Source organism: Streptomyces venezuelae, from assembly GCF_008642295.1.
Lineage (GTDB): Bacteria > Actinomycetota > Actinomycetes > Streptomycetales > Streptomycetaceae > Streptomyces > Streptomyces venezuelae_C.
The window spans coordinates 317,222-331,359 of sequence record NZ_CP029190.1 but is presented as its reverse complement, the minus strand read 5'-3'; the positions used below and the strand labels follow the sequence as shown (position 1 = coordinate 331,359).

Genomic DNA, 14,138 nt, shown 5'->3' with positions numbered 1-14,138 from the left:
CCGCGGCGCGGGCGCCGTTGACGGTCATTCAGTCTTCGATGTTTAGACATGCGCACCTCAATTCCTTGGTCAGGAGAGTGGGTGCGCGGAAGCCTGCCAGACCATCCCGCCGGAGAATTCGGACAAAGCGGAGCCTGTCGCAAGAATCCGTTCCGTTACCTGACCGCAGAATCTGATGACATCTCAACTCCTTTGAAAAACAGGGGAGTTACGCGCGTTGCGCGCATTGGTCCAGGCCTTTTCGGGCGGCGTCGTTATGCAATCGAAATAATCGGCCGAGGGTTATTGACGGGAATTCAGTAGAAGATTCACCCTTTGATCACCTCGTGAATTCCCCTCGTCACCAGTGGTGAGCACAACGAGTCGGCCGTACCGTGATTCGCGTGCGCACTTCCTCAGCCACCGCCGCTGCCGCCGCCCTGCTCCTGGGCACGACCGCGACGCTGTCCTGCACCGCACAGCCCCCGAAGGCCCGGTTCCAGGCCCCGGCCCTGCCGGCCCTGTCCGCACAGGTCACCGCCGTACCGCAGGACAAGCTGGGCGACAGCCACCGGCCGGGCTGCCCGGTCCCCGCCGAGCGGCTGCGACTCATCCGGATGAACCACTGGGGTTTCGACGGTCAGATCCACCGCGGCGAGCTGATCGTCCACCGCAATGCCGTCCGGCCCCTGATCCACGCCTTCGGCAAGGCCTTCGAGGCGAGGTTCCCGATCCGCCGGATGCGGGTGATGGCGGAATACGGCGGCGACGACGGGAGGGCGATGGCCGAGGACAACACCTCGGGATTCAACTGCCGCCGGGTCACGGGGGACGCGCGTCAGCTCTCCCAGCACGCCTGGGGCGACGCGGTGGACATCAACCCGGTCGAGAACCCCTATGTGGACCGCCAGGGCGTCGTCCACCCCGCCGAAGGCCGCGCCTACCTCACCCGCACCCCCGACCGCCCCGGCACCATCGTCGCGGGCGACGCCGTCACGACGGCCTTCCGCGAGATCGGCTGGCACTGGGGCGGACGCTGGACCAACCCGGACTACCAGCACTTCTCCGCCAACGGCGACTAGGCCGTCTCTTTCGGATCTTGCCGGTGAGCCCGCGTCGTCCGGCGCCGTGCATCGCAAGGCGGAGAGGCGCCCTTGTACTGGGCGTACTTGGGCGCCTCGACAACGCAGCGAGGTGCGGTGCCGGGCGGCGCGGGCCCGGCTAGATCCGGAAGAGACGGCCTAGAGCGGAGGCGCTACACGTAGATGTACAGGGCCCATCGGGTGCCCTTGCGTATGCACGTGTAGTCGTCGGACATCGACGACCCGGCGATGTGGCACGCCGTGCTGCTGGGGTAGTAACCGATGAACACCTCGTCGGCCGGAACGACCGCGACGGACGCTGCCGCCGGCGCCGTCTGCGCGGTGGCAGCGGTGGTTCCGCCCACCAGTAAAGCGGCCCCCAGCGCGATCCCCGAGGCCCAGATTCGTGTACGCATGTTTCCCTCCCTGGTCTTCGTGTCCGGCGTCGCCGAACCTTGCGTGGCCTCAGTCAACCGCCCCGTCCGGCTCACGGCCTTGGACGACAGTGCAGGAGTGTTGTCCATCCGTGCATGGCGTCGGCCCCGGTCACGCGGCGGTAGTCGCGCGGCGTCATCCCGAACGCATGGCCGGATGATCCGGCCGGTGGTCGCGTCGGGGGGACCGTTCGGGTGGCACGCGGATGCGGAGCCCGGGACCCCGTGCCAGGTTGAACGGGACACACCCCCTCACCAGAAGGTGGAATCCGTGAAGCGCTTCCCGGTCACCGCCGCCGCCGTCGCGGCTGCCGCTCTCGCCCTGTCCGCCTGTACCTCCGACGACTCCAGCCCCCAGGAGGAGGCCACCCAGGCGGCGCAGCAACTGTGCACGGATCTGAACCTGCTCAAGGCGGACACGGCCAAGCTCACCGCCCTCAACCCGGCCTCCGCGACCAAGGACCAGCTGAAGGACGCGTATGACGCCGTCCAGACGGACTGGGAGAACGTCAAGAAGTCGGCCGCCGATCTGCGGGAGGCGGAGCGGGACGCCCTGGAGGACGCGGCCGGCGACCTGAAGTCCGGCTACGAGGACCTGCCCGGCGACACCACCGGCCAGCAGGCGGTCACCCAGCTCCAGCCGCAGGCCCAGAAGCTCGACCAGGCGGCGAAGGCGGCCTCCACCCAGCACAAGTGCCCCTGAGCCGAGGCCCTGCACCCCGGTCGTTCCGGTGCCGGTCGGGTGGTTGGGCGCCACGCCCGACCGGCGGTGTCGTTGAGATCGGTATGACTGATCCGATGGTGAAGATCCCGGCAGACCGCCTCGCCCGCCTGTTCCTCTCCCTGCGCCGCGCCCGGTCGGCGGACGCCCATGCCCTGGCGGCGGAACTCCGGCCGTTCACCGAGCGGCCGGGCCAGCGCGTGCCCGTGCCGAGGGCGACCGTCCTGCGGACGGAGCAGGCGCTGCGCGGCGAGATGGAGCTCACCGCGGAACAGGACCGCCACGACGAGCTCGCCGAGGCCGCCGAATACCTCGTCAGAACCGTCACCGCGGCCCGGCGTCCGCAGCCGGCCGAGCCCCGCGGGTAGCGGGTGGGCAGCGCCGCACCTCCGCGGCACCAGCGAGGCTGTACGGAGGGCCCGTACGGTCGCAGCACTCGTCCACGGACCCCCGTACTCCGTATCCGAGCCACCTCCCTGCCCCGCCCACCCCCTGAGCGGAGAAAACCACAGATGGCACCCACCCTCGCCCTCAAGCCCGGCACCGCCTGGACCGATGCCTGGCAGCGGGCCCTGACCGTCGCCCCCGAGGCCTTCCGTGACGACCGCGTGCTGAACCTCTGGGCCGGCTCCTGGCAGCCCGACGGCCACAGCCTGCCCGCGACCAGTCCGGTCGACGGCAGCTCCATAGCCGGCCCGCCGCGGCTGGACTCCGCCGCCGCCGAACAGGCCGTACGGGCAAGCCTCGACCAGCACCGGGACTGGCGGCACGTGCCGCTGCCCGAGCGCCGGGCCCGGGTCGGTGCCGCCCTCGACGCCCTCGCCGAACACCGCGAACTCCTCTCCCTGCTGCTCGTCTGGGAGATCGGCAAGCCCTGGCGGCTCGCCCAGGCCGATGTCGACCGGGCCGTGGACGGAGTCCGCTGGTACCTGGAGCACATCGACACCATGACCGAGGGCCGCAGCCCGCTCGCCGGCCCGGTCTCCAACATCGCCAGCTGGAACTACCCCATGTCCGTGCTGGTCCACGCGATGCTCGTGCAGGCCCTGGCCGGCAACGCGGTCATCGCCAAGACCCCCACCGACGGCGGGCTGGCCTGCCTGACGCTCGCCTGCGCACTGATCCGGCGCGAGGGCATCCCGGTCACCCTGGTCAGCGGCAGCGGCTCCGAACTGTCCGGGGCGCTCGTCCGGTCGCCCGAGATCGGCTGCGTCTCCTTCGTCGGGGGCCGTGACACCGGCGCCCGGATCGCCACCGCCGTCACCGACCTCGGCAAGCGGCACATCCTGGAGCAGGAAGGCCTCAACACCTGGGGCGTGTGGAACCACACCGACTGGTCCGCCCTCTCCGCGGCCATCCCCAAACTGTTCGACTACGGCAAGCAGCGCTGCACGGCCTACCCCCGCTTCGTCGTCCAGCGCAGCGCCTTCGACGCCTTCCTGGCCGCGTACCTGCCCGCTGTCGGCCAGATCCGCACCGGGCACCCCCTCGCGGTGGCCGACCCGGCGGACCCGCTGCCCGAGCTGGACTTCGGCCCGCTCATCAACGCCGCCAAGGCCAAGGAACTCGGCGAGCACGCCGCCGAGGCCGTGGAACGCGGGGCCGTACCGCTGTTCCGCGGCACCCTCGACCCGGACCGCTTCCTGCCCGGCCAGGACACCTCCGCCTATCTGGCCCCGCTCACCCTGCTCAACCCGCCGACCTCCTCGCCGCTCTACCACGCGGAACCCTTCGGCCCGGTCGACACCGTGGTCCTGGTGGACACGGAGGCGGAGCTGCTGGCGGCGATGAACGCCTCCGGCGGCGCGCTGGTGGCCACGCTGTCCACCGACACCCCGGAGACCTTCACCCGGCTCGCCCCGCAGATCCGGGCCTTCAAGATCGGCCACGGCGCGCCCCGCTCGCGCGGGGACCGGGAGGAGCTGTTCGGGGGCTTCGGTGCGTCCTGGCGGGGCGCGTTCGTCGGCGGCGAACTGCTCGTACACGCCGTCACCGAGGGGCCGGCCGGCGAACGGCTGCCGGGCAACTTCCCGGAGTACCAGCTCATGCCATGACGGGGGCGGGGCGGGGCGGGGCGGGGCCCGTGGGGGTGGGCTGGGGCCTCACTCGAAGCGGGCCGTGTCCCCCGCCCCGCGCCGGACGATCTCGGCCTCGCCCTCGGAGAAGTCGATGACCGTGGTCGGCCGGGTGCCGCAGTCACCCGAGTCGACCACCGCGTCCACCACGTGGTCGAGCCGCTCCTTGATCTCCCAGCCCTGGGTCAGGGGCTCGTCCTCGTCGGGCAGCAGCAGAGTGCTGGAGAGCAGCGGCTCGCCGAGCTCGGCGAGCAGGGCCTGGGTGACGGTGTGGTCGGGAATCCGGACCCCCACCGTCTTCTTCTTCAGGTGCAGCAGCTGGCGGGGCACTTCGCCGGTCGCCCGGAGGATGAAGGTGTACGGGCCCGGGGTCGCCGCCTTGATGGCGCGGAACACGTCGTTGTCGACGTGCACGAACCGGCCCAGCTGCGCGAAGTTCTCGCACACCAGGGTGAAGTGGTGCCGGTCGTCGAGGTTGCGGATCGCCCGGATCCGGTTGATCCCGTCGCGGTTGCCGAGCTGGCAGCCGAGCGCGAAACAGGAATCGGTCGGATACGCGATGAGCGCGCCGGAACGGATGCTGTCCGCCACATTGCCGATGGTGCGCCGCTGGGGGTTCTCGGGGTGCACGTCAAAGTACTTCGCCATTCGGCCGAGGGTACGCCTGCGGGGGGCCGGCCGGCGGTTGGGGAGGGCCGGAACGATCGGGTGGCCCCCGAGGGCGACCGTGGATGATCAGTAAATGACATTCCTGGACGACCGCCTGCTCGGTATATGGCACAGCGCGCCCTTTGACGTGGGCGCGATGGAGACGAGCGAACTCGTGTTCCTGGCCGACGGGCGGGGCTGGAGCAGGTTCGAGAGCATCAGCACGGTCCTGGCGGTCGACCGCTTCCGCTGGCATTGCCCCGGCCCGGGCCGCCTTGCGCTGCGCTACACCTGGCAGGTGTCGGGGCGGTGGGGGCCTGGCGGCGAGGGCTTTGCGGAGGTCGAGCACAACGCCCCGTACGAGCCGCAGCCATCCGTCCAGCTCACCAAGTACCGCCTCGCAGGTACGGGTACGGGCCCGGGGTCCGCCCCCGCCGCCCTGCACCTGGACGAGGCGATCGCCTTCACCCGCTGCTTCGCCCGCGTCCGTCGGACGGCCACCCCGTCCGACGACCCCTCCGCCGCGGTGGCCCCGTACCGTCCGGCCCCCCGCCCGGCCCCGCCGCGCCGTACCGGGCCCGGGGCGTGATCCTGGAGGCATGTCCGCTGAGCACGACCCCGGCGACCCCCCGGCCGTCACCCCGGCCCCCGGCCCAGCCAGCGGCCTGACCAGGGGCGCGGCCTGCGGCGCCGCCGAAGCCCCAGCCCTCGGCGCAGGCGGCGACACTGTCCCCGGCGAAGCCGGGGGACCCCCGACCTCGGCTCCGGGCCCGGGCACCAGCCCGGGCACCAGCTCGGGCACCGGCCCGGGCGCTGGCGCAGCCGGGGGAGGCTCGGCCCCGGCTTTGGGACCGGGCACCGGCTCGGCCAGCGGCACCGCCGGGGGAGGCTCGGCTCCGGGCCCGGGCACCGGCCCAGGCACCGGCGCGGGCGCCGGCTCGGCCGGTGGCAGCCCGGGCCCGGCTGCGGGCCCAGGTACTGTCTCGGCCGGCGGCGCCGCCAAGGGAGGCGCGGGCACCGGCCCGGGCTCCGCTCCCGCCGCCGGGCATGGCGTCGGGCCGGCCAGCGGGCATCGCGTCGGTTCTGGGCGGTGGTGGGAGGCATATCGGGGGGCCGCTCGGCGGTCGGCTCGGGTCACGCTTGCCGCCTGTGCCGGGTTCTTCCTCATGCTCTACGGCTTCGGCCAGACCATCGCCGCCACCTACGCCCTCTTCGCCGCGGTCTCCCTCGCCGGCCTCTCCCGGATTCCAGGCACCGGCCGCCAGCGCGCCGCCGCCATCCTGCGCCTGGTGCCCGCCTGCTGGCTGCTCGTGGTCATCGGCACCTTCCTCGCCGTGAGCACCTGGACCGCGGTGGCCGGAATGCTGGTGATCGGGTTCGCCCTGGCCTTCATCGCCGTCGGCGGACCCCGGCCCGCCGGGGCCGCGCCCGGCCTCCAGCTGCTCTACATCCTGCCCTGCTTCCCCCCGTACGCCCCGGACACCCTCGACGAGCGCCTCATCGGCGCCACCCTCGGCATCGGCCTGCTGATCCTCGCCGAGGCGTACCTCTTCCCCGATCCGCCCGGCACCTCCTACCGGCAGCTCGCCGCCCGCGCCGCCGACACCGCCGCCCGCTGCGCGGACGAGCTGAGCCGGCCGCCGTACGCCCTGACCGCCGCTGCCCGCCAGGCCGCCCGGGACGCGGGGCAGGCCCTGCGCCCCTCCCGGGTGCCCGATGCGGACCGCCCCGCCGGGCCCTCCGTACGGGAGCGGGCCCTGGCGCACACCGGGCTGGCCACCCGTACCCTGCTGGACCGGCTGTCCCGGCTGCCCGCCCCGCCCCCCGGCTCCGGCCCGGCCCCGCCCGGCGCCGGGACCGGCCTGCTGCACGACATCCGGCAGGTGGCCGCCGAAAGCGCGGTCACCCTGCGCGGCGAAGCCCGCAGCACCACCTCGCCCGGCGAGGCCCGCACCGCCCTGCTCCGGAGCCGGGCGGCCATCGCGGCCCCCGCTCCCGCCCCCGCCGCGGGCCCGTCCGACCCCCCGGCGGCCCTGCGCCGCCAGGCCGCGCTCATCGAGCTTGCGGACGCCGCGCTCACCCTCTCCACCGGAACCGGCATCGCGGTCCGCGGGCGCGCCGCAGCGGCCGGCACCGACCCCGGGCGGTTCTGGTACGCGCACCTGAAGGCCCCGCAGCTGTGGTGGCGCCGCCTGATCGGCCACGCCGGCCGCCGCTCGGTGTTCTTCCAGAACGCCGTACGCATCAGCCTGGCGCTCGCCGCCGCCCGGGCCGTCGCCGGCCTCGACACCCTGCCGCACGGGTTCTGGGCCATGCTGGCCACCCTCACCCTGACCCGTACCACGGTCACCGAGACCCGTACGACCATCCGCAACGCACTGATCGGCACCCTGCTCGGTGCCCTGGTCGCCGCCCTGGTGCTCACCCTGGTCGGCACCCACACCACGGTGTACGCCGTCGCCCTGCCCCTGCTGATGCTCAGCGCCTTCACCCTCGGCCCGGTCAAGGGCGTGGGCTGGGCCCAGGGCCTGTTCACCCTGGTCGTCGCCCTGGCCTTCGCCCAGCTGGCCCCCGCCACCTGGCAGCTCGCTGAGCTGCGGGTCGTCGACGTGTTCATCGGCAGCGCCATCGGCGCCGTCTTCGGCCTGCTCGCCTGGCCCCGCGGCGCCCACGAGGAACTGCGCCGCTCGGTGGCCGTGCTGCTGCGCAGTACCGCCGAGGTGGCGGTGGCCACCACGGCCGCCGTGGTGGCGGGCGGCCCCCGGCAGGCCCTGCCGCCACCCGCCCACCGCTCGGTACAGCACGACCTGATCCTCGCGGAATCGGCCTTCGCGCAGTACCAGATCGAGCCCGTCGGCGCCCGGACCGGCCTGGGCGGCCCGGGCAGCCGGCCCATGGCCGACTGGCAGGCGGCGCTGATGGCCGGCCATCACACCCTGTGGGGCGCCCGGCGCCTGCTGACCCCGCCCGGCCCGCCTCCCGGGGAGACCGGGACTCCGGCCCCGCCCCCTGCGCCGCCGCTGGAGAGCGAGGCCGCCGTCACCCTGATGCGCCTCGGCGAGCGGGTCGCGGCCGGCATGCTGCTCACCGCCGCCGCCCTCGACCCCGCCCCCCTGGACCCCGGTGTCGAGGCCCCCGCTCCGGACCCCGCGACCGCCGCCACTGGCCCGCCGGGTGCCGGGTTCGACGCCGAGCCCCCCGGCGCCCCGCGGGAGTTCTACGCCGCCGTCTCCTGGCTGGGCTCCCTCGCGGCCGACCTCGACGGCATCACCGCCAGCCTGCGGAGCGCACCCGGCCGGGCTGACGGGCAGGCTGACGGGCAGGCTGACGGCCGGGCCGACGGGCAGGCCGACGGCCAAGATGCCGCCCAGCCCCGCTCGCACCCTTGATCAACGCCCCGGATACCGTTCCCCGCATGACCAACAGCGATACCCACCCCCTGCTCGCCCACCTGCTCGCGGCTGCGGACGGGCGGTTCCCCGACATAGACGGCGGCGTGACCGTGCTGCCGCCCTTCGAGGGCGGGCTGGAGTGCTCCTTCGCCTTCACCGGTCACGCCTTCGTCGTCACCCGCCTCCCCGCCGAAGAGGTCCTCGCCCAGGGCCCGGACGGCTTCGGCCTCTCCCTGGCCCCCGACTTCCTGCGCCACCTCGCCGGTCCCGGCGGCTGGATCGGCGTCACCGACGCCAGCCTCGTCGCCCGCGGGTCCGGCACCCCCGACACCGCCGGCCGGCTCGCCGAACGCCATGACGTCGACGACCACCCCCGGGTCCGGCACGCCCGCTCCGTACGGAACGACGTACGTGTCTATGGGGACGAGCGCGGCTTCGTCACGGTCGGGCGCGGCCTCGCCGGACGTCGGGAGATCGGCATCGCGCTCGACGAGGAGGCGGGCCAGAAGGCCGGCCGGGGCCTCGGCCGCTCCCTGCTCCTCGACGCCCTCACCCTCATCCCCGAGGGCGAGCCCGTCTTCGCCGCCGTCTCCCCGGGCAACGCCCGCTCCCTGCGCGCCTTCCTCGCCGTCGGCTTCACCCCGATCGGCAGCGAGGTCCTCCTCCGCCCCCGCGCGTAGCGGCCCCCGCCCGTAGCCGTCCCCGCCCGTGACCGTCTGTCACCCGGGCGGGTGCCCCGGCTGGCACCCCCGCCCCCAGCCCGGCTTGCTGGACGAATGAGACGGATGGGACGGGCGGGACGGACTGGGCAGCCGGAACGGGCGGGACAGAGCGCATCGGGAGCCGCCGGCGACCGACGGCTGCGGACGCCACGGGCCGCCGGCGTGGCCGGGATCGTCTTCGCCGTCCTGCTGGGCACGGCCATCGTGCTCGTCCGGACGGCCCTGCCCGCCGGTGGCGCCGGCGATGCCCGGCTGGACTCCGGCGAGCAGTCCCGGGTGACCACCGCCCTCACCCTCGTCCCCTTCGCCGGCATCGCCTTCCTCTGGTTCATGGGCGCCCTCCGCGAGCACACGGGAGAGGCCGAGGACCGGTTCCTGGCCACCGTCTTCCTCGGCAGCGGACTGATCTTCGTCGCCACCCTCTTCGGCTCCGCAGCCGCCGCCGGCACCGTACTGGGCGAGGACACCAGCTCGGAGTTCGGCCGCCACTACGCGTACACGCTGCTGATGACCTACGCCATGCGGATGGCCGCCGTCTTCGCCCTCGCGACCGCGACCATCGGACGGCGGCTCGGAGTCCTTCCCCGCCCGCTCACCGTCTTCGGCTACGCGGTGGGCCTGGTCCTGCTGGTCGTGGGCACCGCGGCCCCCTGGTCCGAGCTGGTCTTCCCGGCCTGGTCCCTGGTCCTCAGCATCCACATCCTCCGGGCCGCCCGCCGCGCCGGCTGAGCCGCCGACTGAGCCGGACCGGTCGTCGTGGCCTCCCGGCCGGCGTCACCCCAACGGCCCGCCGGAGCGGGCCGGGCCCGGCTCCCCGGCGCAGGCTGGACCCGTGGGAACCCCGGGGCCACGAAAGGACCGCACCTTGCTGAGGCTTGTCGTCGATCTCAACCGCTGTCAGGGATACGCGCAGTGTGCCTTCCTGGCGCCCGACGTCTTCGCGATGCACGGGGACGAGGGACTGCTCTACGACCCGCAGGCCGAGGAGGCGCAGCGGGCCCGCCTCGCGCAGGCCGTCGCGGCCTGCCCCGTCCAGGCGATCCTGGTGGACGAGCTGGACCTGGCCGCCGCACCCTCGGGCGGAGCCCAGGGCTCTGCCGGGTCCGGAGGTACCGCCGCAGCCGAGGCCCCCGGGGAGGCAGCCGATGCATGACAGCACCCTCGAGCAGCTCAAGCGCTCCGGCCGGATCGTTGTCGTGGGAGCCTCACTGGCCGGGCTCCGCGCCGCCGAAACCCTCCGCGAGAAGGGGTTCACGGGCACGCTCACCATGATCGGGGACGAGCCGCACCAGCCGTACGACCGGCCGCCGCTGTCCAAGCAGGTCCTGCTGGGCCGGTCGCCCGCCGAGCACACCGCGCTGCCCCGCCGCCGCGACATCGACGCCGAGTGGCGGCTCGGATCGGCCGCGACCGGCCTCGACATGGCCGCCCGCCGGGTCCGCCTGGCCGACGGGGACGAGGTGCCGTACGACCGGCTGCTGATCGCCACCGGCGTACGGGCCCGCCCCTGGCCGCACCCGGCCGAAGCCGAACTCGACGGGGTGTTCGTGCTGCGCACCCGCGACGACGGGGCCGCGCTCGCCCGGCGGATGGCCGACGGACCCCGCCGGGTCCTGGTCATCGGCGCCGGGTTCACCGGCTCCGAGATCGCCTCGGCATGCCGCGAGCGCCGGCTGGACGTCACCGTCGCCGAACGCGGCGACGCCCCGCTCGTCGGCGCCCTCGGCGGCGTGGTCGGCGCCGTCGCCGCCGAACTCCAGCGGGAGAACGGCGTCGACCTGCGCACCGGGGTGATGGTCACCGGCCTCGAAGGGGACAGCGCGGGCCGGGTCCGCTGCGCCCACCTGTCCGACGGCAGCACCATCGAGGCCGAGATCGTGGTCGTCTCCCTCGGGGCCACCCGCAACACCGAATGGCTGGCCGGCTCCGGCCTCGGTGCCGGACCCCGTGGCATCGCCTGCGACGCCGGCTGCCGGGCCTTCGACATCCGCGGCATCGTCACCGACGACATCTACGTGGCCGGTGACGTGGCCCGCTCCCCCCACCCGCTGTTCGGCTACCAGTTCCTCTCCCTGGAACACTGGGGGAACGCCGTCTCCCAGGCGGAGACAGCCGCCCACAACATGCTCAGCGAGAGCACGGAACGCCGCCCGCACATCTGGGTGCCGGCCTTCTGGTCTACCCAGTTCGGCGTGAACATCAAGTCCGTGGGCGTGCCGTCGATGGGCACCGAGATCGTCATCTCCCAGGGCTCCCGCGCCGAGCGCCGCTTCACGGGCGTGTACGGCTACCAGGGCCGTGTGATCGGCGCCGTCACCTTCGACAACGCCCGCTGGCTGCCCTTCTACGAGAAGCTGATCGAGACCACCGCGCCGTTCCCGCCCACCTTCGACAACGTCGACCGCCGCCCCGAGGGCCGGCAGGCGATGCCCGCGGACTTCCCCGACCCGTCGGTGCCCACGCACGGACCGACCGTGACCCTCAGCGGATACTCGCCGGCCGACCGGCGGATGACGTTCACCCCCGGGCGCTGACCCGAGGCAGACCCGCGTACCCCGGAGGAACCGCCGTCATGACCGAGTCCGACTCCATCCTGCGCCGGATCATCGACCACAAGAACCGCGCCAACCCCTACCCGCTGTACGCGGAGCTGCGCGAGACGCCCGTCTACCACGACGCCGACGGGCCGTACGTCATCAGCCACTACTACGACATCCTCAGCCTGCTCCACGACCCGCGGGTCAGCTCCGACGCCCGCAACCTGGCCTCGACCGCGAACGACCCGCTGGCCGGGTCCGAGCAGGAGGAGCCGGCCGCGCTCCCGCCCGGTTTCCTGCGGCTGGACCCGCCCGAGCACGACCGGCTGCGCCGCATCACCAACCGTCCCTTCGGCCCGCCGCACTCCCCGCGCCGGGTGGACGGCATGCGCGGCGAACTGGACGAGATCGTCAAGGACCTGATCGACGGCATCACCGACCCGGACAACGTCGACCTGGTCGAGCAGGTCTCGTACCCCTTCCCGGTCACCGTGATCTGCCGCCTGCTCGGCGTGCCCCGCGAGGACGAGGCCCGCTTCCACGTCTGGGCGGACACCCTCGCCGCGAGCCTCGACCCCGCCCCGGGCGACGACCTCGAGGAACGCAACCAGGTGACCCAGGCCGCCCGGATGGAACTCGGCATGTACCTGGCCGGGCTGATCGAGGAACGGCACAAGAACCCCAAGGACGACATGCTCTCCCAACTGGCCGCCGGATACGGCCAGGACGAGACCATGACCACGATGGAGCTGCTCAGCACCTCCGCGCTGCTGCTGATCGCCGGCCACGAGACCACCGTCAACCTGATCACCAATGGCATGCTCACCCTGCTGCGCCACCCGGAGTACCTGGAGAAGCTGCGCGAGGACCCCGGGCTGGCCGCCCCGCTGGTCGAGGAACTGCTGCGCTACGAACCGCCGGTGCAGCTGGTCCCGCAGCGGTCCACGCTGGCCGACATCGAGGTGCACGGGGTCACCATCCCCAAGGGCTCCTCGCTGTGGCTGGTCCTGGCCGCCGGCAACCGGGACCCGCAGCGGTTCCCGGACCCCGACCGGTTCGACCCGTACCGCAAGGACATCGAGCACCTCGGCCTGGGCAGCGGCATCCACAGCTGCTTCGGCGCCCCGCTGGCCCGCCTGGAGGCCCAGCTCGCGCTCTCCGAACTGGCCCGCCGGCTGGAGAATCCGCGGCTGCTGGAGGACCCGCCCCCGTACCGTCAGAATGCGGTCCTGCGCGGTCCGCGTCATCTGCACGTCGCCTGCGACGGGATCCGCGCGTAGCGCCGGTCCGGCTGGCTGCGGTACCCGAGCCTGGGGTGGAGCGCTCTCAGTCGGACGCCCGGCGGATATCCTGGCGGGCGGCGCAGCAGCGTTACCCGCCGTCCGGCTGCGCTCCGAGGAGTGAGCCGTGCCCGAGCAGCCGTCCGGCCGCCGTCCGACGCTGGAAGCCGTGGCGGCGCGGGCCGGGGTTTCCCGGGCCACGGCCTCACGGGTGGTCAACGGCGGTGCCGGGGTCCGGCAGCCGGTGGTGGACAAGGTGCGCCGGGCCGTCGACGAGCTGGGCTACCTGCCCAACCCGGCCGCCCGTACGCTGGTCACCCGGCGTACCGGAGCCGTTGCGGTGATCATCCCCGAACCGGAGGTCCGGATCTTCTCCGATCCCTTCTTCTCCCAGCAGCTCCGCGGGATCAGCAAGGAACTCACCGCCCACGACACTCAGTTGGTGCTCCTGCTGCTGGAGGGCCCGGGGGACTACGACCGGATCGGCCGCTACCTGGCCGGCGGACACGTGGACGGAGCACTGGCCTTCTCCCTGCACACCGACGATCCATTGCCCGGGATCGTTCAGCGGATCGGCCTGCCCACGGTCTACGGCGGCCGGCCGGAAGGGCCGGGCCCGGTGGCGTACGTGGACGCGGACAACCGCGGCGGCGCCCGGGCCGCCGTCCAGTTCCTCGCCGAACAGGGGCGGTCGGCCATCGCGCACATCACCGGCCCCGCCGACCAGACCTCGGCGGCCGACCGGCTCGCCGGCTACCGGGACGTACTGATCGACGGCGATCCGTTGCTGGTGGCCGAGGGCGACTTCACCGTGGCGGGCGGGGCCCGCGCCATGGGCGTCCTGTTGGAGCGCCGGCCCGACCTCGACGCGGTGTTCGCCGCCAACGACCTGGCGGCGGTCGGTGCGCTCCGGGTGCTGCGCGAGCACGGCCGGAGCGTCCCGGACCAGGTCGCGGTGATCGGTTTCGACGACCTGCGGTCGGTCGCGGAGTGCGCCGAACCGCCGCTGACCACCGTCCACCAGGACATCGAGGGGATGGGCCGGCTGATGGCCCGGCTGTTGCTGCGCCGCCTCGACAAGGACCGCGCCGACGCCCTGCCGTCCTCGGTTGTCACGCCGACCCGGCTGGTCCGGCGCGCCTCCGCCTGAGCCTCCACAACAGCCCCCGGGTACCGGGGTATTGACGGCGGGCCGTCGTGCCGGGCACGCTCCAGTCGCACTCTTGAGAGCGCTCTCAATCCCGATCAGGGTTCGACCAGCGTCCAGC

14 protein-coding genes are annotated in these 14,138 nt (G+C 73.5%); 12 read left to right on the top strand and 2 right to left on the bottom strand.

Annotated elements, in window-relative coordinates; all coding sequences use genetic code 11:
* The first annotated feature begins 383 nt into the window (after positions 1-383).
* Positions 384-1,061, top strand: coding sequence for a M15 family metallopeptidase (locus tag DEJ50_RS01660; RefSeq protein WP_223837521.1), 678 nt, complete (start codon positions 384-386; stop codon positions 1,059-1,061).
* A 173-nt stretch (positions 1,062-1,234) separates the two neighbouring features.
* Here DEJ50_RS01660 and DEJ50_RS01655 read toward each other — a convergent pair whose 3' ends face one another.
* On the bottom strand, positions 1,235-1,477 hold the full coding sequence (locus tag DEJ50_RS01655; RefSeq protein WP_150205630.1) for a hypothetical protein: 243 nt from the start codon (positions 1,475-1,477) through the stop codon (positions 1,235-1,237).
* 289 nt (positions 1,478-1,766) lie between these two features.
* Here DEJ50_RS01655 and DEJ50_RS01650 point away from each other — a divergent pair, with 289 nt between their 5' ends.
* The 3 genes from DEJ50_RS01650 (at position 1,767) to DEJ50_RS01640 (ending at position 4,270) form a co-directional block, all read left to right on the top strand.
* The gene (locus tag DEJ50_RS01650; RefSeq protein WP_150205629.1) at positions 1,767-2,198 is read left to right on the top strand and encodes a hypothetical protein; all 432 of its coding nucleotides are present in this window, start codon (positions 1,767-1,769) and stop codon (positions 2,196-2,198) included.
* Positions 2,199-2,281: 83 nt separating this feature from the next.
* Positions 2,282-2,584: a hypothetical protein gene (locus DEJ50_RS01645; protein WP_150205628.1), complete on the top strand. Its 303-nt coding sequence runs from the start codon at positions 2,282-2,284 to the stop codon at positions 2,582-2,584.
* 144 nt (positions 2,585-2,728) lie between these two features.
* Positions 2,729-4,270: an aldehyde dehydrogenase family protein gene (locus tag DEJ50_RS01640; RefSeq protein WP_150205627.1), complete on the top strand. Its 1,542-nt coding sequence runs from the start codon at positions 2,729-2,731 to the stop codon at positions 4,268-4,270.
* Positions 4,271-4,318: 48 nt separating this feature from the next.
* On the opposite strand, the gene DEJ50_RS01635 is transcribed toward DEJ50_RS01640, so the two are convergent.
* Positions 4,319-4,939: an L-threonylcarbamoyladenylate synthase gene (locus tag DEJ50_RS01635; RefSeq protein ID WP_150205626.1), complete on the bottom strand. Its 621-nt coding sequence runs from the start codon at positions 4,937-4,939 to the stop codon at positions 4,319-4,321.
* 94 nt (positions 4,940-5,033) lie between these two features.
* Here DEJ50_RS01635 and DEJ50_RS01630 point away from each other — a divergent pair, with 94 nt between their 5' ends.
* From DEJ50_RS01630 to DEJ50_RS01595, 8 genes are all read left to right on the top strand, one after another.
* Positions 5,034-5,528, top strand: a complete 495-nt coding sequence (locus tag DEJ50_RS01630) for a hypothetical protein (RefSeq protein ID WP_150205625.1) — start codon at positions 5,034-5,036, stop codon at positions 5,526-5,528.
* A gap of 577 nt (positions 5,529-6,105) precedes the next feature.
* Positions 6,106-8,328 carry an FUSC family protein gene (locus tag DEJ50_RS01625; protein WP_150205624.1) on the top strand — a complete coding sequence of 741 codons (2,223 nt, stop codon included), beginning with the start codon at positions 6,106-6,108 and terminating at the stop codon, positions 8,326-8,328.
* A gap of 26 nt (positions 8,329-8,354) precedes the next feature.
* Positions 8,355-9,011, top strand: a complete 657-nt coding sequence (locus DEJ50_RS01620) for a GNAT family N-acetyltransferase (RefSeq protein WP_150205623.1) — start codon at positions 8,355-8,357, stop codon at positions 9,009-9,011.
* A gap of 204 nt (positions 9,012-9,215) precedes the next feature.
* A complete protein-coding gene (locus tag DEJ50_RS01615) occupies positions 9,216-9,782 on the top strand; it encodes a hypothetical protein (protein ID WP_317852512.1) in 567 nt (188 codons plus the stop codon).
* 139 nt (positions 9,783-9,921) lie between these two features.
* The gene (locus tag DEJ50_RS01610) at positions 9,922-10,206 is read left to right on the top strand and encodes a ferredoxin (RefSeq protein WP_150211813.1); all 285 of its coding nucleotides are present in this window, start codon (positions 9,922-9,924) and stop codon (positions 10,204-10,206) included.
* The gene (locus tag DEJ50_RS01605) at positions 10,199-11,587 is read left to right on the top strand and encodes an NAD(P)/FAD-dependent oxidoreductase (RefSeq protein WP_150205622.1); all 1,389 of its coding nucleotides are present in this window, start codon (positions 10,199-10,201) and stop codon (positions 11,585-11,587) included. The genes DEJ50_RS01610 and DEJ50_RS01605 overlap by 8 nt, the downstream gene beginning before the upstream one ends.
* Positions 11,588-11,625: 38 nt before the next feature.
* On the top strand, positions 11,626-12,870 hold the full coding sequence (locus DEJ50_RS01600; protein ID WP_150205621.1) for a cytochrome P450: 1,245 nt from the start codon (positions 11,626-11,628) through the stop codon (positions 12,868-12,870).
* 127 nt (positions 12,871-12,997) lie between these two features.
* Positions 12,998-14,020: a LacI family DNA-binding transcriptional regulator gene (locus DEJ50_RS01595; protein WP_150205620.1), complete on the top strand. Its 1,023-nt coding sequence runs from the start codon at positions 12,998-13,000 to the stop codon at positions 14,018-14,020.
* Positions 14,021-14,138 lie beyond the last annotated feature (118 nt).

Excerpts from the sequence above, each read along its gene's own strand:
- DEJ50_RS01655 (WP_150205630.1), bottom strand. The coding sequence starts at position 1,477 with ATGCGTACACGAATCTGGGCCTCGGGGATCGCGCTGGGGGCCGCTTTA.
- DEJ50_RS01645 (WP_150205628.1), top strand. The coding sequence starts at position 2,282 with ATGACTGATCCGATGGTGAAGATCCCGGCAGACCGCCTCGCCCGCCTG.
- DEJ50_RS01640 (WP_150205627.1), top strand. The coding sequence starts at position 2,729 with ATGGCACCCACCCTCGCCCTCAAGCCCGGCACCGCCTGGACCGATGCC.
- DEJ50_RS01635 (WP_150205626.1), bottom strand. The coding sequence starts at position 4,939 with ATGGCGAAGTACTTTGACGTGCACCCCGAGAACCCCCAGCGGCGCACC.
- DEJ50_RS01630 (WP_150205625.1), top strand. The coding sequence starts at position 5,034 with ATGACATTCCTGGACGACCGCCTGCTCGGTATATGGCACAGCGCGCCC.
- DEJ50_RS01625 (WP_150205624.1), top strand. The coding sequence starts at position 6,106 with ATGCTCTACGGCTTCGGCCAGACCATCGCCGCCACCTACGCCCTCTTC.
- DEJ50_RS01620 (WP_150205623.1), top strand. The coding sequence starts at position 8,355 with ATGACCAACAGCGATACCCACCCCCTGCTCGCCCACCTGCTCGCGGCT.
- DEJ50_RS01605 (WP_150205622.1), top strand. The coding sequence starts at position 10,199 with ATGCATGACAGCACCCTCGAGCAGCTCAAGCGCTCCGGCCGGATCGTT.
- DEJ50_RS01600 (WP_150205621.1), top strand. The coding sequence starts at position 11,626 with ATGACCGAGTCCGACTCCATCCTGCGCCGGATCATCGACCACAAGAAC.